Source organism: Saccharopolyspora oryzae (genome assembly GCF_027853915.1).
Lineage (GTDB): Bacteria > Actinomycetota > Actinomycetes > Mycobacteriales > Pseudonocardiaceae > Saccharopolyspora > Saccharopolyspora oryzae.
In genome coordinates this window covers 59,138-77,540 of the sequence record NZ_JAQGLA010000027.1, presented here as the reverse complement: position 1 = coordinate 77,540, position 18,403 = coordinate 59,138, and the positions used below count along the sequence as shown (strand labels likewise).

19 protein-coding genes and 1 riboswitch are annotated in these 18,403 nt (G+C 67.1%); of the genes, 11 read left to right on the top strand and 8 right to left on the bottom strand.

What is annotated here, in order from left to right:
* Positions 1–25 precede the first annotated feature (25 nt).
* From OU415_RS18240 to OU415_RS18230, 3 genes are read right to left on the bottom strand one after another with little or no spacing between them, the layout of a single operon-like run.
* Positions 26–262 carry a helix-turn-helix transcriptional regulator gene (locus tag OU415_RS18240; RefSeq protein ID WP_270950066.1) on the bottom strand — a complete coding sequence of 79 codons (237 nt, stop codon included), beginning with the start codon at positions 260–262 and terminating at the stop codon, positions 26–28.
* A gap of 16 nt (positions 263–278) precedes the next feature.
* A complete protein-coding gene (locus tag OU415_RS18235) occupies positions 279–1,115 on the bottom strand; it encodes an ABC transporter permease (RefSeq protein WP_270950065.1) in 837 nt (278 codons plus the stop codon).
* Positions 1,112–2,041 carry an ABC transporter ATP-binding protein gene (locus OU415_RS18230; protein ID WP_270950064.1) on the bottom strand — a complete coding sequence of 310 codons (930 nt, stop codon included), beginning with the start codon at positions 2,039–2,041 and terminating at the stop codon, positions 1,112–1,114. The genes OU415_RS18235 and OU415_RS18230 overlap by 4 nt, the downstream gene beginning before the upstream one ends.
* Before the next feature lie 172 nt (positions 2,042–2,213).
* A riboswitch (cobalamin riboswitch) is annotated at positions 2,214–2,435 on the top strand.
* A 120-nt stretch (positions 2,436–2,555) separates the two neighbouring features.
* On the opposite strand from OU415_RS18230, the gene metE reads away from it, so the two are divergent.
* A complete protein-coding gene (gene metE, locus OU415_RS18225) occupies positions 2,556–4,835 on the top strand; it encodes a 5-methyltetrahydropteroyltriglutamate--homocysteine S-methyltransferase (protein ID WP_270950063.1) in 2,280 nt (759 codons plus the stop codon).
* An 82-nt stretch (positions 4,836–4,917) separates the two neighbouring features.
* Here the strand turns inward: metE and OU415_RS18220 are convergent, their stop codons facing one another.
* Positions 4,918–6,681, bottom strand: a complete 1,764-nt coding sequence (locus OU415_RS18220; protein ID WP_270950062.1) for an AIPR family protein — start codon at positions 6,679–6,681, stop codon at positions 4,918–4,920.
* A gap of 454 nt (positions 6,682–7,135) precedes the next feature.
* On the opposite strand from OU415_RS18220, the gene OU415_RS18215 reads away from it, so the two are divergent.
* From OU415_RS18215 to OU415_RS18195, 5 genes are all read left to right on the top strand, one after another.
* Positions 7,136–8,059, top strand: coding sequence for an alpha/beta hydrolase (locus OU415_RS18215; protein WP_270950060.1), 924 nt, complete (start codon positions 7,136–7,138; stop codon positions 8,057–8,059).
* Positions 8,060–8,075: 16 nt separating this feature from the next.
* Positions 8,076–8,795, top strand: coding sequence for a helix-turn-helix transcriptional regulator (locus OU415_RS18210; protein ID WP_270950059.1), 720 nt, complete (start codon positions 8,076–8,078; stop codon positions 8,793–8,795).
* 72 nt (positions 8,796–8,867) lie between these two features.
* Entirely contained in the window at positions 8,868–9,089 is a 222-nt protein-coding gene (gene sepF, locus OU415_RS18205) for a cell division protein SepF (protein WP_270950058.1), read from the top strand.
* Positions 9,090–9,557: 468 nt separating this feature from the next.
* Positions 9,558–10,058 (top strand): hypothetical protein, encoded by a 501-nt coding sequence (locus OU415_RS18200; RefSeq protein WP_270950057.1) that lies wholly within the window; start codon positions 9,558–9,560, stop codon positions 10,056–10,058.
* Positions 10,059–10,194: 136 nt separating this feature from the next.
* Complete coding sequence (locus OU415_RS18195) at positions 10,195–11,046, top strand: class I SAM-dependent methyltransferase (RefSeq protein ID WP_270950056.1); 852 nt, start codon at positions 10,195–10,197, stop codon at positions 11,044–11,046.
* A gap of 33 nt (positions 11,047–11,079) precedes the next feature.
* On the opposite strand, the gene OU415_RS18190 is transcribed toward OU415_RS18195, so the two are convergent.
* Positions 11,080–12,546 carry a S10 family peptidase gene (locus tag OU415_RS18190; RefSeq protein WP_270950055.1) on the bottom strand — a complete coding sequence of 489 codons (1,467 nt, stop codon included), beginning with the start codon at positions 12,544–12,546 and terminating at the stop codon, positions 11,080–11,082.
* Positions 12,547–12,670: 124 nt separating this feature from the next.
* Here OU415_RS18190 and OU415_RS18185 point away from each other — a divergent pair, with 124 nt between their 5' ends.
* The 3 genes from OU415_RS18185 to OU415_RS18175 all read left to right on the top strand — a co-directional run bounded on the left by OU415_RS18185 (position 12,671) and on the right by OU415_RS18175 (position 14,114).
* A complete protein-coding gene (locus OU415_RS18185) occupies positions 12,671–13,366 on the top strand; it encodes a uracil-DNA glycosylase (protein ID WP_270950071.1) in 696 nt (231 codons plus the stop codon).
* An 89-nt stretch (positions 13,367–13,455) separates the two neighbouring features.
* A complete protein-coding gene (locus OU415_RS18180) occupies positions 13,456–13,755 on the top strand; it encodes a HigA family addiction module antitoxin (protein WP_270950054.1) in 300 nt (99 codons plus the stop codon).
* 20 nt (positions 13,756–13,775) lie between these two features.
* Positions 13,776–14,114 (top strand): VOC family protein, encoded by a 339-nt coding sequence (locus OU415_RS18175; protein ID WP_270950070.1) that lies wholly within the window; start codon positions 13,776–13,778, stop codon positions 14,112–14,114.
* Between the two features lie 93 nt (positions 14,115–14,207).
* On the opposite strand, the gene OU415_RS18170 is transcribed toward OU415_RS18175, so the two are convergent.
* Both OU415_RS18170 and OU415_RS18165 read right to left on the bottom strand, forming a co-directional pair.
* The gene (locus tag OU415_RS18170) at positions 14,208–14,687 is read right to left on the bottom strand and encodes a hypothetical protein (RefSeq protein ID WP_270950053.1); all 480 of its coding nucleotides are present in this window, start codon (positions 14,685–14,687) and stop codon (positions 14,208–14,210) included.
* The gene (locus OU415_RS18165; protein WP_270950052.1) at positions 14,684–15,889 is read right to left on the bottom strand and encodes an MFS transporter; all 1,206 of its coding nucleotides are present in this window, start codon (positions 15,887–15,889) and stop codon (positions 14,684–14,686) included. Before OU415_RS18165 ends, OU415_RS18170 begins: the two co-directional genes overlap by 4 nt.
* Before the next feature lie 82 nt (positions 15,890–15,971).
* Here OU415_RS18165 and OU415_RS18160 point away from each other — a divergent pair, with 82 nt between their 5' ends.
* Together OU415_RS18160 and OU415_RS18155 are read left to right on the top strand one after the other, a co-directional pair.
* Positions 15,972–16,316, top strand: a complete 345-nt coding sequence (locus OU415_RS18160) for an ArsR/SmtB family transcription factor (RefSeq protein WP_270950051.1) — start codon at positions 15,972–15,974, stop codon at positions 16,314–16,316.
* A 92-nt stretch (positions 16,317–16,408) separates the two neighbouring features.
* Positions 16,409–17,173 carry an SAM-dependent methyltransferase gene (locus tag OU415_RS18155; RefSeq protein ID WP_270950050.1) on the top strand — a complete coding sequence of 255 codons (765 nt, stop codon included), beginning with the start codon at positions 16,409–16,411 and terminating at the stop codon, positions 17,171–17,173.
* A gap of 406 nt (positions 17,174–17,579) precedes the next feature.
* On the opposite strand, the gene OU415_RS18150 is transcribed toward OU415_RS18155, so the two are convergent.
* The gene (locus OU415_RS18150) at positions 17,580–18,365 is read right to left on the bottom strand and encodes an ArsR/SmtB family transcription factor (RefSeq protein ID WP_270950049.1); all 786 of its coding nucleotides are present in this window, start codon (positions 18,363–18,365) and stop codon (positions 17,580–17,582) included.
* Positions 18,366–18,403 lie beyond the last annotated feature (38 nt).

The following is an 18,403-nucleotide window of genomic DNA, read 5'->3' as shown; positions in this document are numbered from 1 at the left end:
CCCCCCCCCCCCCCACCCCCGGGGATCAGGCGGAGTTGTCCGCGCCGAGGCGCGGGAAGGGGCGGGTGGAGAAGACCACTTCCACCGGTACTTCGAAGTGCTCCGCGATGCGCAGGGCCAGGTGGAGGCTCGGGCTGTACTCGCCCCGCTCCAGGTAGCCCACGGTCTGGTAGTGCACGCCGAGGGCTTCGGCGAGCTGGCGGCGGGAGGTTCCCCGTTCCGCGCGCAGCATCGCGATGCGGTTGTAGATCGTCTCGCTCATCGTGTTCTCTCCGCCGTCAGCGCACGCGCTGCATGGCTTTCTCCCTCCGCGCCGCCACGCTCGAACCGGACTCGCGCCGCGCCATCCGGCGCAGGACCACCGGGGCGACCACGAGTCCGACCACGGCCCACAGGCCGAGCACCCCGACAGTCTCCAGGTGCCGCCAGGACTCGCCGATCTCGGCCGTCACCGCCGCGTCCGGCAGCAGTGCCGAGCGCATGCCCAGGCCCAGCCAGTACATCGGGAAGACCTGCGCGATCCACTGCACCCATTCCGGGAACACGGTGATCGGGAAGAAGATCCCGGAGATCACGATCAGCCCGATCATCGGCAGCAGGATCAGCGCCATGCTGGTCGGCGAGTTCAGCAGCGAACCGAAGGTCGCCCCGAGCGGGATGGTCGCGACCAGACCCAGCACCGTCACCCCGAGCACGCCCGCCCACGAACCGAAGCCGAGCTCGAAGCCCTCGAACATCACCAGGGACGGGATCAGCAGGATCGCCATGCTGACCAAGGTCATGCCGCTGACCAGCACGATCTTGCCGATCAGGTAGCCCATCATGCCGTGCGGCACGGCTTTGGCGCGCAGCAGCGTGCCGTCCTCGCGTTCGGTGACCATCAGCTGCCCCATGCTGACCAGCCCGCCGAACGCGATGGTCATGCCGAGCACGCCGGGCACGCTGCTCGCCCCGACCGAGACGCCGTTGAGCTCCGAATCGCGTTGGTTGAACAGCACCACGAGCAGGACCAGGGTCGGCAGCAGGTAGCTCATCAGGTCCTGCCGGTTGGCCAAGGTCTGGCGGAACTCGATCCACCCGCGCTGCAGGCCGAGGCGCACCACGTTGGCGTTCACCGCTTCACCCCCGCGTTCGTGAACTGCAGCGCAGCGGTCTCGCCGCGCCCGGACTCGTGCGCGTGCACCAGCGCCATGTAGGTGTCCTCCAAGGTCGCCCGGCGTACCTCGAGGTCGGTGACCGCTTCGCCGTGCTGCGCGAGCAGTTCGCGGACGAAGCCGGTCGCGTCCGCGGCGGAGTGCACGTACCGCTGGCCGTCGACGGACCACTTGATCTCGGAATCGGAGGCGACCTGCCGGGAGAGCTGGTCGGCGGAGCCGTCGGCGACGATGCGGCCGCCGGCCAGGATCAGGATCCGGTCGGCCAGCTTCTCCACCTCGTCCAGGTCGTGCGTGGTGAGCAGGACGGTGGTGTCCTCGTCGGCGAGCTGGTGCACCAGGTCGTGGAATTCGCGCCGGGCTTGCGGGTCGAAGCCGACCGTCGGCTCGTCCAGGAACAGCAGTTCCGGGCGTCCGACGATGCCGATCGCCACGTCCAGCCGGCGCCGCTGCCCGCCGGAGAGCTGCCGGATGCGCTTGTCCGCGTGCTCGGTCAGGCCGACCGCGTCGACGAGCTCGTCGGCGTTCCACGGTTCGCGGAAGGGCGTGTAGTAGCTGCTCAGGTGCGACAGCAGTTCGCGCACCTTCCACTTGCCGTGGTCGCGCCAGGACTGGAGCACGACGCCGAGCCGCGCCCGCCAGCGCTCGTCGCCGTGCGCCGGGTCGGTGTCGAGGACTCGGACGTCGCCGCCCGACCGCATCCGGAAGCCCTCCAGGATCTCGATGGTGGTGCTCTTGCCCGCTCCGTTGGGCCCCAGGATCGCCAGGACTTCACCGCGACGCGCGGTGAAGTCGACGCCCTTGAGCACGTCCGTCGTCCCGTAGCTCATCCGCAGGTCGCGGACGTCGAGCACGGGTGGCGATATGTGATCGCTAGCAGCCGTCATCTCCCCAGTACTTTCTGTCGTTCCTATCCGTCGAGATGTAGTACATATACTACATCCTGTTGGGTCGGCTGATCGCGTGTGGCGTGGATCTCACCGCGCTGTAGATCGACTTCAGGGGCCGTGGCCGGTGGCCGGATGCTGAACGGCCCTTGCCAACGGGGGTCTGGTCGATAGCCTTGGCAGTGCTGGTGGTTCGCCCGCTTCCGGTGACCCGGGAGGGGGCGAGGCAAGAGGGAACCCGGTGCGAATCCGGGACTGCCCCGCAGCGGTGAGCGGGAACGACCGCCGTCATCGAGCACTGGACTTCGACGTCTGGGAAGCGACGGCCAGTAGGAGCCTCCGAGTCCGGAGAACGCCCGCGAGTCCGAAGACCTGCCACCGGTGCGCCCGCCGACCGGTGGGCGCGGTCCGAGGTCTCGCGGGAGGACCTGGCCGACGAGCGGCTGCTGCCTGCCCGCTGGTCCACGCCCGCACGACCTCGGCACCCCTGATGTCGAGCTCGCGAGGTGAGGACTTGACCGGCACGATCGGATCGACCGTACTCGGGTACCCCCGGATCGGCCCGCGGCGAGAGCTGAAGCGGGCCCTGGAGAGCTGCTGGGCGGGCCGTTCCAGCGAGGTGGAACTGCGCGAAACCGCCCGGAACCTGCGCATCGACACCTGGCGCCGGCTGCGCGACGCAGGTCTGGACTCGGTGCCCGGCAACACTTTTTCCTACTACGACCAGGTCCTCGACACCGCCGTCACCTTCGGCGCGGTGCCGAAGCGCTACGCCGAACTCGGGCTCGGATCGCTGGGCACCTACTTCGCGATGGCGCGCGGTGCGGACGCGGTGCCGCCGCTGGAGATGACCAAGTGGTTCGACACCAACTACCACTACCTGGTCCCGGAAATCGGTCCGGGCACGACGTTCTCGCTGGCCGACCGCACGCCCGTCGAGCAGTACCGCGAGGCGCTGGAGGCCGGGGTGACCACGCGCCCGGTGCTGGTCGGGCCGCTGACGTTCCTGCTGCTGGCCAAGTCAACCGCGGGGGAGTCCTTCCGGCCGCTGGACAAGCTGCCCGAGCTCCTCGGGGCCTACGCGGAACTGCTGCGCGAGCTGCACCGCGCCGGGGTCGAGTGGGTGCAGCTCGACGAGCCCGCGTTCGCCGCTGATCGCACGCCCGACCAGCTTCAGGCGCTGGGTGACGCCTACCGGCAGCTGGGCGGGTTGTCGGCGCGGCCGAAGTTGTTGGTAGCGGGGTACTTCGGCGACTTCACCGAGGCCCTGCGAGTGCTGGCGGGCACTCCGGTCGAAGCGCTCGGCGCGGACCTGGTGACCGATCCGTCTACTGTGGATTCGCTGTCCGGGGTGCCGGGGCTGCGGGACAAGACGCTGGTGGCCGGGCTCGTCGACGGGCGCAACATCTGGCGCACCGACCTCGACCGCGCGCTCACCACGGCGGCCACCCTGCTCGGCCTGGCCGGTGAGGTCGCCGTGAGCACCTCGTGCTCGCTGCTGCACGTGCCCTACGACGTCGAGGTCGAGGACATCGATCCGCAGGTCAAGTCCTGGCTGGCCTTCGCCGAGCAGAAGGTGCACGAGGTCGTCGTCCTCGGGCGCGCGCTGCGGGACGGTCGGGACGCCGTGACCGACGAGCTGTCCGCTGCTCGCGAGGCCGTCGCTGACCGGGCGGGTGCCACGCGCGTGCGCAACAACCGCGTCCGCGCGCGGCTGGAGTCGCTGCGGCCGGAGCACTCGCAGCGCGGCGACTACCAGGAGCGGCGGGCGGCGCAGCAGAAGTCCTTGCAGCTGCCGCCGTTGCCGACCACGACGATCGGTTCGTTCCCGCAGACCACCGACGTTCGCAAGGCGCGCGCGGCGTTCCAGAGCGGGCGCATCGACCGGGCCAGCTACCAGCAGCGGATGCGCGACGAGATCAAGCGCGTGATCGAACTGCAGGAATCGATCGGCCTCGACGTCCTGGTGCACGGCGAACCCGAGCGCAACGACATGGTGCAGTACTTCGCCGAGCACCTGGACGGGTTCATCAGCACCGCCAACGGCTGGGTGCAGTCCTACGGATCCCGGTGCGTGCGGCCGCCGATCCTCTACGGCGACGTGCACCGGCCGGAGCCGATGACCGTCGAGTGGGCGACCTACGCGCAGAAGCTCACGGCGAAACCGGTCAAGGGCATGCTCACCGGGCCGGTCACCATCCTGGCCTGGTCGTTCGTCCGCGACGACCAGCCGCTGGCCGACACCGCCGCGCAGGTGGCGATGGCCATCCGCGACGAGGTCCAGGACCTGGAAGCGGCCGGGATCCGGGTGATCCAGGTGGACGAGCCGGCGCTGCGCGAACTCCTCCCGCTGCGCGCGGCCCAGCGCGCGGCGTACCTGGAGTGGGCGGTGTCGGCGTTCCGCCTGGCCACCTCGGGCGTCAGCGACTCCACCCAGATCCACACGCACCTGTGCTACTCGGAGTTCGGCGACGTGATCGACGCGATCGTGGCGCTGGACGCCGACGTGACCAGCATCGAAGCGGCCCGCTCGCGGATGGAGGTGCTCGACGACCTCAACGCGGTCGGCTTCGGTCGCGGCGTCGGACCGGGCGTGTACGACATCCACTCGCCGCGGGTGCCGGACGCGGCGGAGGTGACCGACCTGCTCCGGGCAGCCCTGCGCGCGGTCCCGGCGGACCGCCTGTGGGTGAACCCGGACTGCGGCCTGAAGACCCGCGGCTACGCGGAGGTCGAGCCGGCCCTGGAGAACCTGGTCAGCGCAGCGGAAGCGGTCCGCCGCGACCTGCCCTGACCACGAGGGTTGCGGGCGGTGCCGAACCCCCACCACTCACGGCACCGCCCGCGACACCCCTCGATGCTTCGCTGCTGAAGAATTAAAGCATCAGCTGATCTTTCTGGCTGAGAAGTTTATTTGCAAGATAGTCAGTGAAAGGCTTCCTTTTTGTTGCATTGGACGGCGTAGTCTCGTATTTCCTTGTGTATTCGTCAAGGCATTTTTTTACCGAGGATGCGGCTGATTCCAGCTCGGTATCGCTGAATTTCTTCTGCTCCCTTGCGAGGGCAAGTAAATCAGTCCAGTGATGGGGGATTTTTTGCAATGCCATTACTGCCGTGGCGTACGCAATAAATGGCGAAAGGTATCTCCTTTCTGGGTACCTGACTTGAGACGTTGCAGACCTGAGGTGTGAATCTACGGCCCTTAGAACCGACGCCGCCCAATAGAATACTTCGAGATCCGCGCCCGGATCGAATGATTGTTTATACCGGGCATCCTCGGCCAGCAAGGAATTCGGTTTTCCACGGGCAACTTCAGGTCGACCATAAGCCAGCGCGTACATTGCTTGACCTAGGTATGAGATGCTGACGATCCGACCAGGGTCCTTCCCGATGTTCTTATAGTAACCCTTTCGGCGATCATAAAAAAGCCCTTTGGACTCGAAGAACTTTTCTATCTGTCGCTGAATTCGATCGGTTGCGCGAAGAGATGCTTCGGGAACAGGGGTCTGCCGGTTCGTTGCTCTGATAATACTGTCGCGTACCGAGTTGTTGTCGGCAACGATGATTCGGACCAGGATCTTACGCTTTGCCGCCTTGTCCAATCTGTCGAGCGTTCCGGCCTCTTTATGCTTCTTGAACCATTGGGCAACCGTGTGTGAAGTTTGCAGACCGTTCACGATCTGAATATTTCTCAAAGAAAATTGCTTCCCAGCGCCGGTTGCGTCGTCGCACAAGATTGTTACACCGTTGTTTAGCCACCAAAATTCAGGGCTTTGCGGGTCTTCCAGCGTCGCTAGTATCTCCTTGTTTACTGCTACTTGCCCCTCATAATCGCGCACGTTGGCGTCGAATAGATGACGTCTGATTGAGTAATCGGGTTCGCAGATTAGATTTATGTAGTTGTCCAAGGGGGCAAGTGCTACGTAAGATTCACCGCTTGTCAGGATTTCATCGCATTCGAGCTTGATTGTCTCAGGTGGCCTACTATCGTAGATCTGCCAGAGCTCATCGGCGCCGACGAAATTGACTTGCACATCGGCACTTGGGAGTAGATCTTTTACGTCACCCTGCAGTCTTTTCGCGCGAGAATGGACGTTCTGGTCAATAGTGGAGGTCGTTCCCCTGGAAACGATTGAGATATTAATGGATACTCTTGGTCTGCGTACGAGGAGGTGCTTCAGTGTGCTTCTAAATACTTCAATCTGTTCGCGAACTTCTTCTCTTAGCTCATCTTTTAGATCACCGATGTCCTGTCCCAGATCCAGTGCTGCTGGAAGCACTGAATGCAGCTTTGTTACCTCAGCTTGCGTAAAAGACTCTCTGTTTTTTGCTTGAATTATGTGTAGTTCAAGCTCGAGCCCCTCGGCGTATTCTCGTGCAATGTCAGGATTCTCGACTATTGCGGTGTCTCGCTCTACGACGGACCCTTCGAGCAAGGTGTATAGAGCATCGATTCCTCCATCGTTTTGCCCGTCTACGACCCCGGCTTGGATGATGTCCAGTGTCAGGTCATTGTCTTTCAGCAGCAGCCAAGAGGAGAAAATTTCCCACGCATCGTCCGCGGGCGCGTTTGATAGATTTTCAGAACGCCATTGGTCGAAGACCGTGCGGACTAGTGTTTGTGTTCCGGTTGGCGGCAATCTTGACCTCTAAAATCTTATTCTGAATACAGTAGGGTGTATTTATATTCTGTTGATGGCTCCCTGCGGGTGCCCGACGCAGTGTACCTGTGGCTGGCGGCATGAGGCCCCTTTTTGAGGAAGGTTCTGGTCGGTATGTGTCGTGCCCTGGGGGTTTGCGTCAGAGCTGTTTCGTGGATTAACTCGAATGGTCTAGTCGGGGCTCCGTCGGGATGGCATTCTGGTTTTATTATCGCGATCTCGACTAAGGGTGTCAGTGGCGTTCATGGGGGAACATGCGAGTCCGGATGAGGCCATGTATAGGAGGCCTTCTAGCACGGTGATCGAATGTCTCAAAGAGGTTGAGTTGGTGACGCGAGCTCTGATTTGGACGCCCGCAGCACCCCCTGTCGTGACCCATTTCACTTAAAAAGGGTGACATGGTGTTGTCGCGGACAGCTGCGACTGTCGGCGCATGACGATCACTGACGAGGACTGCCTCGCCGAGACCTCCGCGTTCAACGAGCAGTTCGAGACCGCCCGTCCGTCGCGTGGCGAAGTACCGGATGCGACCGCACTGGAACTGCTGCGGCGCAACCGGCTGGGCGGCGATGCCCCACCGGTGAGGCTGCCGCAGGGGCAGGACCGCGTCGTGGCGGGCGGGGTGCCGGTCCGGGCCTTCGTGCCGGACCACGTCGACGGCGTTTACCTGCACATCCACGGCGGTGGCTGGGCAATCGGCGCTGCGGGAGGACAGGACGAGAAGCTGTGGCGGCTGGCGGAGCAGGCCCGGCTGGCGGTGGTGAGCGTGGAATACCGGCTGGCACCGGAGCACCCGTTCCCGGCCGGGCCCGACGACTGCGAAGCGGTTGCCCGGTGGCTGGTGGACCACGCCGCGGCCGAGTTCGGCACCCGACGGCTGCTGATCGGCGGCGAATCGGCCGGCGCCCACCTGAGCGTCCTGACGCTGCTGCGCCTCCGCGACCGGCACGGCATCACCGGCGCGTACCGGGCGGCCCAGTTGACCTTCGGCCCGTACGACCTGTCGATGACACCGAGCCAGCGGCTGTTCGGGTCCAGGCAACTGCTGAGCAACACCGACTCGCTGCGGCGCAGCTACGAACGCTTCACGCCGGGGATGGGAGCGGAGGACCGCCGCGACCCGGAGGTCTCGCCGCTGTACGCAGACCTGGCCGGGTTGCCGCCGGCCCGAATCGTCGTCGGCACCGAAGATCCGCTGCTGGACGACTCGCTCTTCCTGGCAGCGCGGTGGCAGGCGGCGGGGGCACCCGTGCAGCTCGGCGTCGTCGCCGGCGCGATGCACGGCTTCACCCTGTTCCCGTTGACCATCACCGAGCGGGAACAGCAGCGCGAGCAGGACTTCTTGGCCGGCGCGTGACGGTAGCGTCGACCGCGTGAACCGGACTGCTCGGCTCTACGCACTGGTGGAAGAGTTGCGCGCGGTGGCCCCGCGGACGCTGACGGTCGCGGCGCTCGCCGCGCGGTTCGAGGTCAGCACCCGCACTGTGCAGCGCGATCTCCAGACGTTGATGGATACCGGTGTCCCGGTGCGCACCACACCAGGACGAGGTGGGGGCTGGTCGATCGACCCGGCGATGACCCTTCCCCCGATCCGCTTCACCGCAGACGAGGCCTCGGCATTGGTCGCCGCGCTCGCGGTGTCCGACGCCTCAGCTCCTTTCGCAGGCGCGGCCCGCACGGCATCGCAGAAGATCGCGGCTTCGATGACCGGACCCGCCTCGGTCGCGGCGCAGGGGCTCGCCGCGCGGATCGTCGCACTGCCGGCCCGGACCGAGGGGGCGGTCCGGGCCGCGGTGGAACAAGCCCTCGCCAGCGGCACGGTGTTGCTGTTGTCCTACACCGATGAGGCGGGGCGGGAGAGCGACCGCGAAGTGGAACCCGCCGGACTGCTCACCGCCAACGGCAGGTGGTACCTCATCGCCTGGTGCCGCGCGCGGAAGGCCGGCCGAGGTTTCCGGCTGGACCGGATCACAGCAGCGGTCCCGACCGACGAGCAGGCGCCGTCCCACGACCTGGCCGACCTCTTGAACGGCTCGACTGCCGCCGGTGCGGTGCGGCCCGCCGCGCTGGTCTCGCTCGCCCCTCCGCGGTGAGAGTGCTGTGAGGTTGAGCTGGGCAGATGTGCCTGCAGTTGACTTCCTGCCGGGGCAAGTAAGACTGGTGGTGTGGTCAAGACGCTGCACCCGCAGAACTACGCCGACGTCTACCACGTCGGCGACTACTTCCGGCAGGGCAATGCCGTGCTGATGGACCTGACTGCCCTGACGAACACCGAGGCGATACAGCTGATCGACTTCGCGGCGGGCATGGTCGTCGCGCGGGACGGAAACATGGAGCGCGTCGCACCGAAGGTCTTCCTCCTCAGCCACGACAAGGAGCGCTCCTGAGCCGTGCTCGGCCAGGAGCTCACCCGGGTGGGGTGCGTTCCGCAGCTGTTGTGGCCTCGATCGACATCGTCCTTGTCGGTAAATCGATGCGCCGACGTCACGAGTGGAATTGTTTTCGCGATTCTTTCGGGTTCATTCGAATGGAGATAATCTGTTCGGCTGTAATTCATGGGTGGAGGCTGACCGGGGGTATTCGGGCAAGTTCTCGGCATGCCTCAGTCTGACCTTCTTAGGTACTCTGAGCTGGGATGATGATGCTGTCGGGGGATCTTGGTGGTGTGCATTTCGGGGACATCACTTCATCGCATGAGGTGAGTGCGTCGAGTTCGAGTTGCAGTGCTTTGCGGCGCTGGCGATACAGTATTCGATGCGAGATCGGTGGAGTATTTCGAGCTGATTCCCCGGTCTGAATTGATCGGCGCGAAGTTCGTTGCCGCAGATCCAGTTCTCATGGAAGGAAGTGTCCTGATGCGCACTGCGAAGCGCGTGCTGACCGTCATCTCGGTGAGCGTCCCGCTGCTGTTGGGAGCGACGGCCACGGCGATGGCCGGCGACGATCCCGGCGGCTCTCCGACGCAGCAGCAGAACCAGGACGAGATCCAGGTGAGCAAGCCGACGAACAACAATGTCTCGCCGTCGGTCGTGGTGCAGCAGGGCAATGGTGACCACACCGCCAACACCGGGCCGACGCAGACCAACAACGCCGACCAGGCCCAGGCCGGTGACTGGGAGGACAACACCCAGGCCCAGGCGGTCGGTCCCGACGGCTCTCCGGTCCAGGTGCAGAACCAGGACGAAGTCCAGGTGAGCAAGCCGACGAACAACAACAACTCGCCCTCGGTCGTGGTGCAGCAGGGCGATGGCAGCCACACCGCCAACACCGGCCCGACGCAGACCAACAACGCCAACCAGGACCAGGACGGCGACTGGGACGGCAACGCGCAGGTCCAGGAGGTCGCGCCGCACTGACCGCGCATCGACCAACGCTCGGCCGGGGTGTCCCGGCCGAGCGTTCGGCGTCGGGGGTGGAAAACCGGTTGATCTCCCGGTCGAATCGCGTAGGGTTCACGGCTGCGCTCTTTCCGAAACGGCTTCTGGGGGAACGATGAGCGACAGCACGGCGGTCGATCCATCCAATGTGGACCAGCTGCGCGCGTGGGACGGGAACCAGGGCGAATTCTGGACTTCCCGCGCCGACCGCTTCAACGAAGGCGTCGCGGGCTACCAGGACAGGTTCCTCGACGCCGCGGAGATCGACCGCGCCTCGACGGTGCTGGACATCGGCTGCGGCAGCGGGCAGACGACCCGGGACGCGGCGCGGCGTGCGGTCGACGGTTCGGTGCTGGGCGTGGACCTGTCCTCGAGCATGATCGAGCTGGCCCGTCGGCTGGCCGCGCGCGACGAGCTGTCCAACGTGGCGTTCGAGCAGGTCGACGCGCAGGTGCACGACTTCCCGGAGCAGCACTTCGACGTCGCGATCAGCCGACACGGGGTGATGTTCTTCGGCGATCCGCTCGCGGCGTTCCGCAACATCGCGCGGGCGGTGCGTCCCGGCGGCCGCCTGGCCCTGCTGACCTGGCAGCCGGTGGAGCGGATCGAGTGGATGACGGCGTTCCGCACGCTGCTGGCCGCCGGCCGCGAGCTGCCGCTACCACCGTCGACCGGGCCGAGCCCGTTCTCGCTGAGCGACCCGGACGCGGTCCGGGAACTGCTGTCGGCGGCCGGATTCGACGACGTGCAGCTGCACGACCTCGCCGAACCGATGTACTTCGGCCGCGACGTGGACGACGCGTGCGACTTCATCGCCGAACAGCACGCCTGGCTGCTCGCCGACCTCGACGCCGACGACAAGTCCCGCGCCATCGCCGACCTGCGCGCGGACCTGGCCGACCACCAGACCGAGCGCGGCGTGCTCTACGACTCGGCGGCCTGGCTGGTCGAAGCCCGACGCCGCTGAGCCCACCGGAGCGGGCCCAGCGGCGCGCCGAGATCAGCCCCGCACGAACTCCGCGAGGTGCGCGGACTGCGCCAGCCGCGACTCCTCATGCACGTACATCATGTGGCCGGCGGGGTAGTAGCGGACGTCGATGTTCTCCCGCAGCTGCGGCGGGATCGGCAGCCGGGCCAGGACGTGCTCGGCCGCGAAGTACGGCGTCGCGCCGTCGGTGTAGCCGCAGCCCACGTGGATCCGCAGGTGCGGGTTGGCCTGCATCGCCGCGCCGAGCTTGTCCACGACGGACACGCTCGCGCCCTCGAACTCCTTGTAGGACCAGGGCTGCACCTTGCTGGTGATCATCTCGTAGGGCAGGTCGCTGGTGTAGTCGAGCTCTTCGCGCAGGTAGTGGTTGATCGACGCCGCGTAGGCCCCGAGGATCCCGGAGATGCTCGGGTCGTCGGTGAAGTGCTCGCCCGCCGCGTCCGGCTCCCAGCCGGTGAACCGGCCGTCCATCCGGCCCACCGTCTGCCGCCGGTCGCGCAGCAGCTCGGTGAAGAACCGGATGTGCTCGATGCGCAGGTTCGCGCGCTCCACGTAGTCCTCGGAGAGCCCGGACAGCCCCGCGACCCGGCGCACCACCTCGGCCCGCTCCTCGTCGGTCAGCCGCGCGCCGCGGGCCAGCGCCCACTGGTACTCCTTGGCGGCGTACTCCTCGGCCTCGTCGAGCACCTCGCGCAGCGGCCGGTCGCCGTGCTTGCCGTGGTGGTGCGCGATCGCCGCGTAGGTCGGCAGGTACAGCGAGTACGGCAGGTCGTTGCCGTCGGTGAACCGGACCGTGCCCAGGTCCAGCACCGAGGAGATCAGCAGCAGGCCGTTCGGGTAGAGCCCGTACCGGGACTGCAGGTGCTCGGCCAGCGCCGCCGCGCGCAGCGTGCCGTAGGACTCGCCGGCCAGGTACTTCGGCGACATCCACCGGCCGTTGCGGGTGGTCCACAGCCGGATCACCTCGGCGATGGACTCGATGTCGCGCTTGTAGCCGTGGAAGTCGCCCGGCGTGCCGCCCTCGACGGCCCGCGAGTACCCGGTCGACACCGGGTCGATGAACACCAGATCGCTGTGCGCCAGCAGGGTTTCCGGGTTGTCGGCCAGCCCGTAGGGCGGCGGGGCGAGGTCGCCGGCGTCGCCGGAGACGACGCGCCGCGGGCCGAGCAGCCCGAGGTGCAGCCACACGCTCGAGGACCCCGGGCCGCCGTTGAACGCGAAGGTCACCGGGCGGGTGGTCCCGGGGTCGGCGTCGACGACGTAGGAGGTCACGAAGACCTCGGCCTTGGCCTTGAACCCGTCGAACTTGCCGTCGGTCTGCACCTCTTCGCGCAGCACGACGCGCCCGGTCGTGGCGGTGTAGGACAGCTCCGCGCCGTCCACCACGATCGAGTGGTGCGTGCTGACCAGGTCGTCGGCCGGCTCCGCCGGGGTGGTGGTTTCCTTGCTCTCGTCGGTCTTGTCCGCGCTGGCTGCCATGCCGACCACATTACGTGCCGCTGAACCGGTTTTCTGCGATTTTTGAGAGGTGCCCACCGCGCCCTCCAGGCTGGTCACCGACCCCGTCGGCGACCCCGCCACTGCCGCCCCGACCGCATCTCGGCTGTCCGACCTGGACCAGCTGATCACCCGCTGCACGGCCTGCCCGCGCCTGGTGGCCTGGCGCGAGGAGGTGGCCGAGGTCAAGCGCGCGGCGTTCCGCGACGAGGAGTACTGGGGCCGCCCGGTCCCGGGCTTCGGCCCGCCGGACGCCGCGATCGGCATCGTCGGCCTGGCCCCGGCAGCGCACGGCGGGAACCGGACCGGCCGCATCTTCACCGGAGACCGCAGCGGCGACGTCCTGTTCCGAGCGCTCTACGACGTCGGCCTGGCGTCGCAGCCCGAAGCGCACCACCTGGACGACGGCCTGCAGCTGTTCCGCACCAGGATCACGGCCCCGGTCCACTGCGCCCCACCGGCCAACAAACCGACCCCGGCCGAACGCGACACCTGCCGCCCGTGGCTGGTCCAGGAGCTCGACCTGCTCCGCCCGACCCTGCGAGTGGTGATCGTCCTCGGAGCCTTCGGCTGGCAAGCCCTCCTCCCGGTCCTGGCCGACGCGGTGTGGCAGATCCCCCGCCCCCGCCCCAAGTTCGGCCACGAAGCCCACGCCGAACTCCCGGCAACGGACGGCGGAGCACCCCTCCACCTCCTCGGCTGCTACCACGTCAGCCAGCAGAACACCTTCACCGGAAAGCTGACCCCGGAGATGCTCCGCGGCGTCCTGGAACGGGCCAAGGAGCTGGCGGGGGTTCGGTGAGGTCCGGCACCGGCAGCGCATGACGCTTGCCGTTATCAACGTCGCCTGAGAACGTCGAGATCGTGGACTACCACTGAAGGGGGCTGAGGATGTCTGACGAGTGCGTCATGCCTCCGGTTCATCCCGGGGAAGTCCTGAGCGAGGAGTACTTGGAGCCGCTCGGCGTCACGCAGCACCGGTTGGCCGTGGCAATCGGCGTTCCGCCGCGTCGGATCAACGAGATCGTGCACGGCAAGCGTGGGGTCTCGGCTGACACGGCGCTGCGGCTCGCGCGCTTCTTCGGCACCTCCGAGAGGTTCTGGCTCAACCTTCAGTCGCGCTACGACTTGGAACGTGAGAGGGACGCCCTCGCCGACACGTTGGCCCGGATCCAACCGCTGTCCGCGTGACAGCGCATCAAGCGCCCGTGATGTCTGCGCGAAGTTTCGAGATCTGCGTCGATGCCAACGATCCCGAGTTGCTGCGGCGGTTCTGGTGCGCGGCGTTGGGCTACGTCGAGCAGGTCACGGCCGAGGGGGCTGTGGATCTGGTCGATCCTTCCGGGCGGGGGCCGACGCTGTGGTTTCAGAAGGTCGCCGAGACCAAGACCACGAAGAACCGCGTTCACCTGGACATCCGGGTTCCCGACGCGGACCGCCGGACATTGGTCTCCCAGCTGTGCGAGCTGGGCGGCCGTGAAATTCGCACTGCTCCCAGGTTCACCGTTCTGGCCGATCCTGAGGGCAACGAACTCTGCCTGACGGAGTGACCTCTCGGACACGTCGCCATGGTCGACGTCCCTTCGGTTCACGGCCGAACAGCCCGGTCCGCTGACTTCGGTTCGACGCGTCGATGCGGAAGATCAGTCCAGGACTCGGGCCAGTTCGGCGAGTCTGGCGGCATGTCCGGGTAGGTGCTGCGTTGCCCGGACGTGGATCAGCTCGTCCCACGGGAGATGTTGGTCGGGGACGGAGTTGCCGTCGCGGTCCACGAGGCTCAGCCGCACCGGGGTGTGCGCGGCGTGGTCCGGGATGCACTGGACGGTGGCGGTGAAGTAGTCCGCGTTGCGGCGGACGAGGGCGATCCGCTCCTGGTGCGAAGTGCGGCTGATCAGCGCGTTGAGCGTCGCGGGGTCCATGGCTTCGCGGTTGTCGACGACGACCGGGGCTCCGACGAGGAGGTCGCGGGCTGCGGCGGCGAGGATGCGGTCGCTGAGCGCGACGTGGGCGATCGTCCAGTCGGCGAGGGTGCGGTCCTGTTCGGTCAGCGGGGTCGCGTCGGTGATCGCTTCCGCGTTCCGGATCAGTTCGGGGTACGCGGTTTCGAGGGCGTTCGTGTTCATCGGATCTCCTCGGTGCGTCGGGCGGGGATCGCCAGGACCAGCAGGCACAGCAGGGCGATGAGGACGGCGGAGCACTGCACGGCCAGCAGCAGGCCGAGCCAGGTGGCGAGCACACCGACACCGATCACCGGCACGCCGACGCCGAGGTAGATGAGCACGTAGAAGCTGGAGAGCACCTCGGCCTGGCGATCCGCGGGTGCGGCCTGGCTGACCGCGGTGAGGCCGCCGAGGAACGCCAAGCCCTGCCCGATCCCGGCGATGACCGTTGCGACCAGCAACAACGTCAACGAACGCAGGCCGCCTGCGACGGCGAGCAGCACGAGTCCCGCGGCCAGCAGCGGGAGGCCGACGAGCTCCAGCTTTCGTGCCCGACCGCCGTAGCCGACGAGCTGGGCCGCCGCGGAGCTCGCCAGCATCAGGGCCACCGCGGCTCCGCTGAGCAGCAGGTTCGTGCTGCGGGAGAGCTCCGCGACGTACGTCGGGACGAGGGTGAGGAACAGTCCGATCACGGCGAAGGCGAGGAAGCTGGCTGCACCGCTGGTCGCGAACACGCCCCGAACGGCCTTCGGCACCTGCGGACGACGTGGCTTCCACCGCGTGGCGGTGCGCCCCTGCGGCAACGAGGCGATCGCCACCGCAGCCGGCACCAGCAGCACGATCTCGACCACGAACGGCAGCACGTGGGGAGCCGGGGCGTACTCGGCGAGCAGGCCGGCCAGCACCGGTCCTAGGCCGAGCCCGCCGACTGAGGCCACTGTGGACACCAGGGCTGCTCGGCGGCGGTTGCCGGTGGGCTCGAGTTCGGCCAGCACGGCGGTCAACGTGCCCGAGGCGAAACCGAGCGAGAGGCCCTGGAGTACCCGTGCGGCGAACAGCCATGCGGTTCCGGAGGCGAGGGCGAAGATCAGCGATCCCAGCACCGCCGTCGCAACGGCCGGTAGCAGCACGCGGCGGCGTCCGACCGCGTCCGACAACGGCCCGGCCACCAGCAGCGACGGGATCAGCGCCGCCACGTACGCCGCGAAGATCAACGTGGTGACCAGCGGGGAGAAGCCGAACTGCTGCTGGTAGCCGCGGTAGAGCGGGGTGGGCAGGTTCGTCCCGGTCAGCAGGATCAGGAGCGCGTACGCGCAAGCCCAGAACTTCCAGCGGGTTTCGGATCGGACGGGTTCGCGGGTGGGCGACTGCACTTCGAGTGGCATCTGCGCTCCAGGAAGTCATGTTCGAGTTTTCCGAACATAGCACATGTTCGGAAAATTCGAACATGGTCGCTATCCTGGGGGCATGGCAAGCCGCACCGCGACCGAACTCGTCCACCCCGCTCGCGACGAGCTGCGCTTCACCGACGTGATGGCCGCGCTCTCCGATCCGGTGCGCCTGGCGATCGTCGCCGGGCTCGCCGGGGCCGAGGGTGAACTCGCGTGCGCGACGTTCGCGCTGCCGGTCAGCAAGTCCACGCAGAGCGGCCACTTCAAGGTCCTCCGGGAAGCCGGTGTGATCCGCCAGCGCAACGAGGGAACCCGCCGCCTGAACAGCCTGCGCCGCGACGACCTCGAAGCCAGGTTCCCGGGACTGCTCGACCTCGCCATCCCGGAAGGGCAGGCGGTCATCGCCGACTGGTCGCGGTAGGAAGAAGGCGCCTCGTGGTCGACTTCTGGTCGGCGGGTTCCGGCGTCGAAAAACCCAGTGCGTACGGGTGATTCGGTGGTCACACTGGCCCGATGGATCGCCAAACGCTGAGCTTCCTGGCCCACGTCGACCACCCCATCGCGGCTCCGCTGTCCGATTCGAACGTGGGACGGTTGCTCCGGCAGGTCGGGTGCTCGCCCGGTGCCTCCGTGCTCGACCTCGGTTGTGGCGCAGGGGAATGGGTGCTCCGCGCCCTGGAGGAATATCCGACGGCGCGTGCTTTCGCCGTGGACACGTCGGAACCGGCGCTGCGGCGAGCCGAGGAGACCACCCGGGATCGCGGGCTCCGGGGCCGGGTGATCTACGCGCAGGGCGATGCGCGGGAGTATCGACCGCCGAAGGCGTGCGACCTGGTGATGTGCGTCGGTGCAACGCATGCCTTCGGGGGATTCGAGGAATCGCTGCGGGCCATCGACGAGCGCGTCGCACCTGGTGGCACGGTCCTCATCGGCGAGGGGTTCTGGGAACGGCCTCCGACCCGGGCGGCGCTGGACGCGCTCGACGCGGTGCCCGAGGACTTCCAGGACCTCGCGGGCACGGTGGAGACCGCGGAGAAGGCCGGCTGGACGCCGGTGTACGGGCACGTCAGCGAGCTCGGCGAGTGGGACGAGTACGAGTGGTCCTGGACCGGCTCGCTGACCCGGTGGGCCCTCGACCACCCCGAACATCCGGACGCCGAGGCTGCGATCGAGGCGGCGCGCGAGCACCGCGACGGCTGGCTGCGCGGCTACCGCGGAGTCCTCGGCTTCGTCTGCCTGCTCCTCCGACGCAAGCAGGAACACCCGCCACGAGCCTGAACCCCGCGACACGCCTTCAAATCAACATCCCGACACGCCCGTCCCCGTCCGTCCCATCGGCATGTCGGGACTCGGGCGCGCCGACACCTCACCGCAGTTTCAATTGAAACTGTGATCCGCCGTGCCTGGGTTTTACAGTTTCAATTGAAACTGCACACCCGGGCGTGTCGGGACCCCGGCGTGTCGGGACCTCCGGACCCCGACACGCCGACACCTGTGGACAAGTCGTCCTGCCTGTGGAGAACTTCCGCAAATTCAATGGAAATCGGAGGTCCGATTTCCATTGAATTTGCGGAACTCCCACCGGCGGCGGACGGCCTGGTGCTCGCACGGCGAGGGAGCGAGCGGTTCGCCCGCGCCTGGGGTGCCGCGGAGGGTGATCTGTGTGCGTGGTCGTCGACGTGGGTCAGGCGGGCAGGGTTTCGCCTGTTTCCAGGAGGGTTTTCAGGTTGGAGAGCAGGTGGGGCCAGCCGTTGCCGACCATCTGGCGCATCGTGCTGCCGTCCGGGAAGTCGTCGTGGGTGACGGTGAGCTTGACCGTCTCGCCGTGCGGTTCGAGCTCGAACGTGACCTTCGACCGGGACTCGGCGGCGAGCGTGGCGCGGAGGTCGTCGTCGATGCCCACGGCCGCCGCCCACTCCGGGGTCGGCGTGTGCCAGGTGTAGGAGAGCCGGCGGTGCGGCTCGGATTCCAGCACGACCTGCTCCGGGTCGGTGGTGCGCTGGCCGTTCTCCTCCCAGACCACGGGGGATCCCGGGCGCCAGTCGGTTTCGAAGGCGACTCCCCAGTAGCGGCGGGTGAACGCCGGATCGGTGAGGGCCTGCCACAGCTGTTCCGGCGTGGTTCGGATGAAAGTCGTGTAGACGAAGGCGTTTCCGCTCATCGGTGCTGACTCCAATGCTCGTTTGAGATCGGACAGCGCCTCGGCGCGCTGCCGGTCGTACTGGTGCATCCAGCGGTCGGCGATCGCGTTGATCGGTGCGGCGTTCAGGTAGTGCAACTTCTCGCGGCCGCGGCGAACCGTCGTGACCAGGCCCGCCTCCTCGAGCACCGCCAGGTGCTTGCTGACCGACTGCCGGGTCATGTTCAGCCCCGCGCACAGTTCGCGCAGCGCTTGCCCGTTCCGGGTGTTGAGGCTGTCCAGCAGTCGACGCCGGTTCGGGTCGGCCAGGGCCTTGAAGACTTCGTCCATCGCTCCCCGTCAAAAATGCAGCCGGCTGGCTGCCTAAA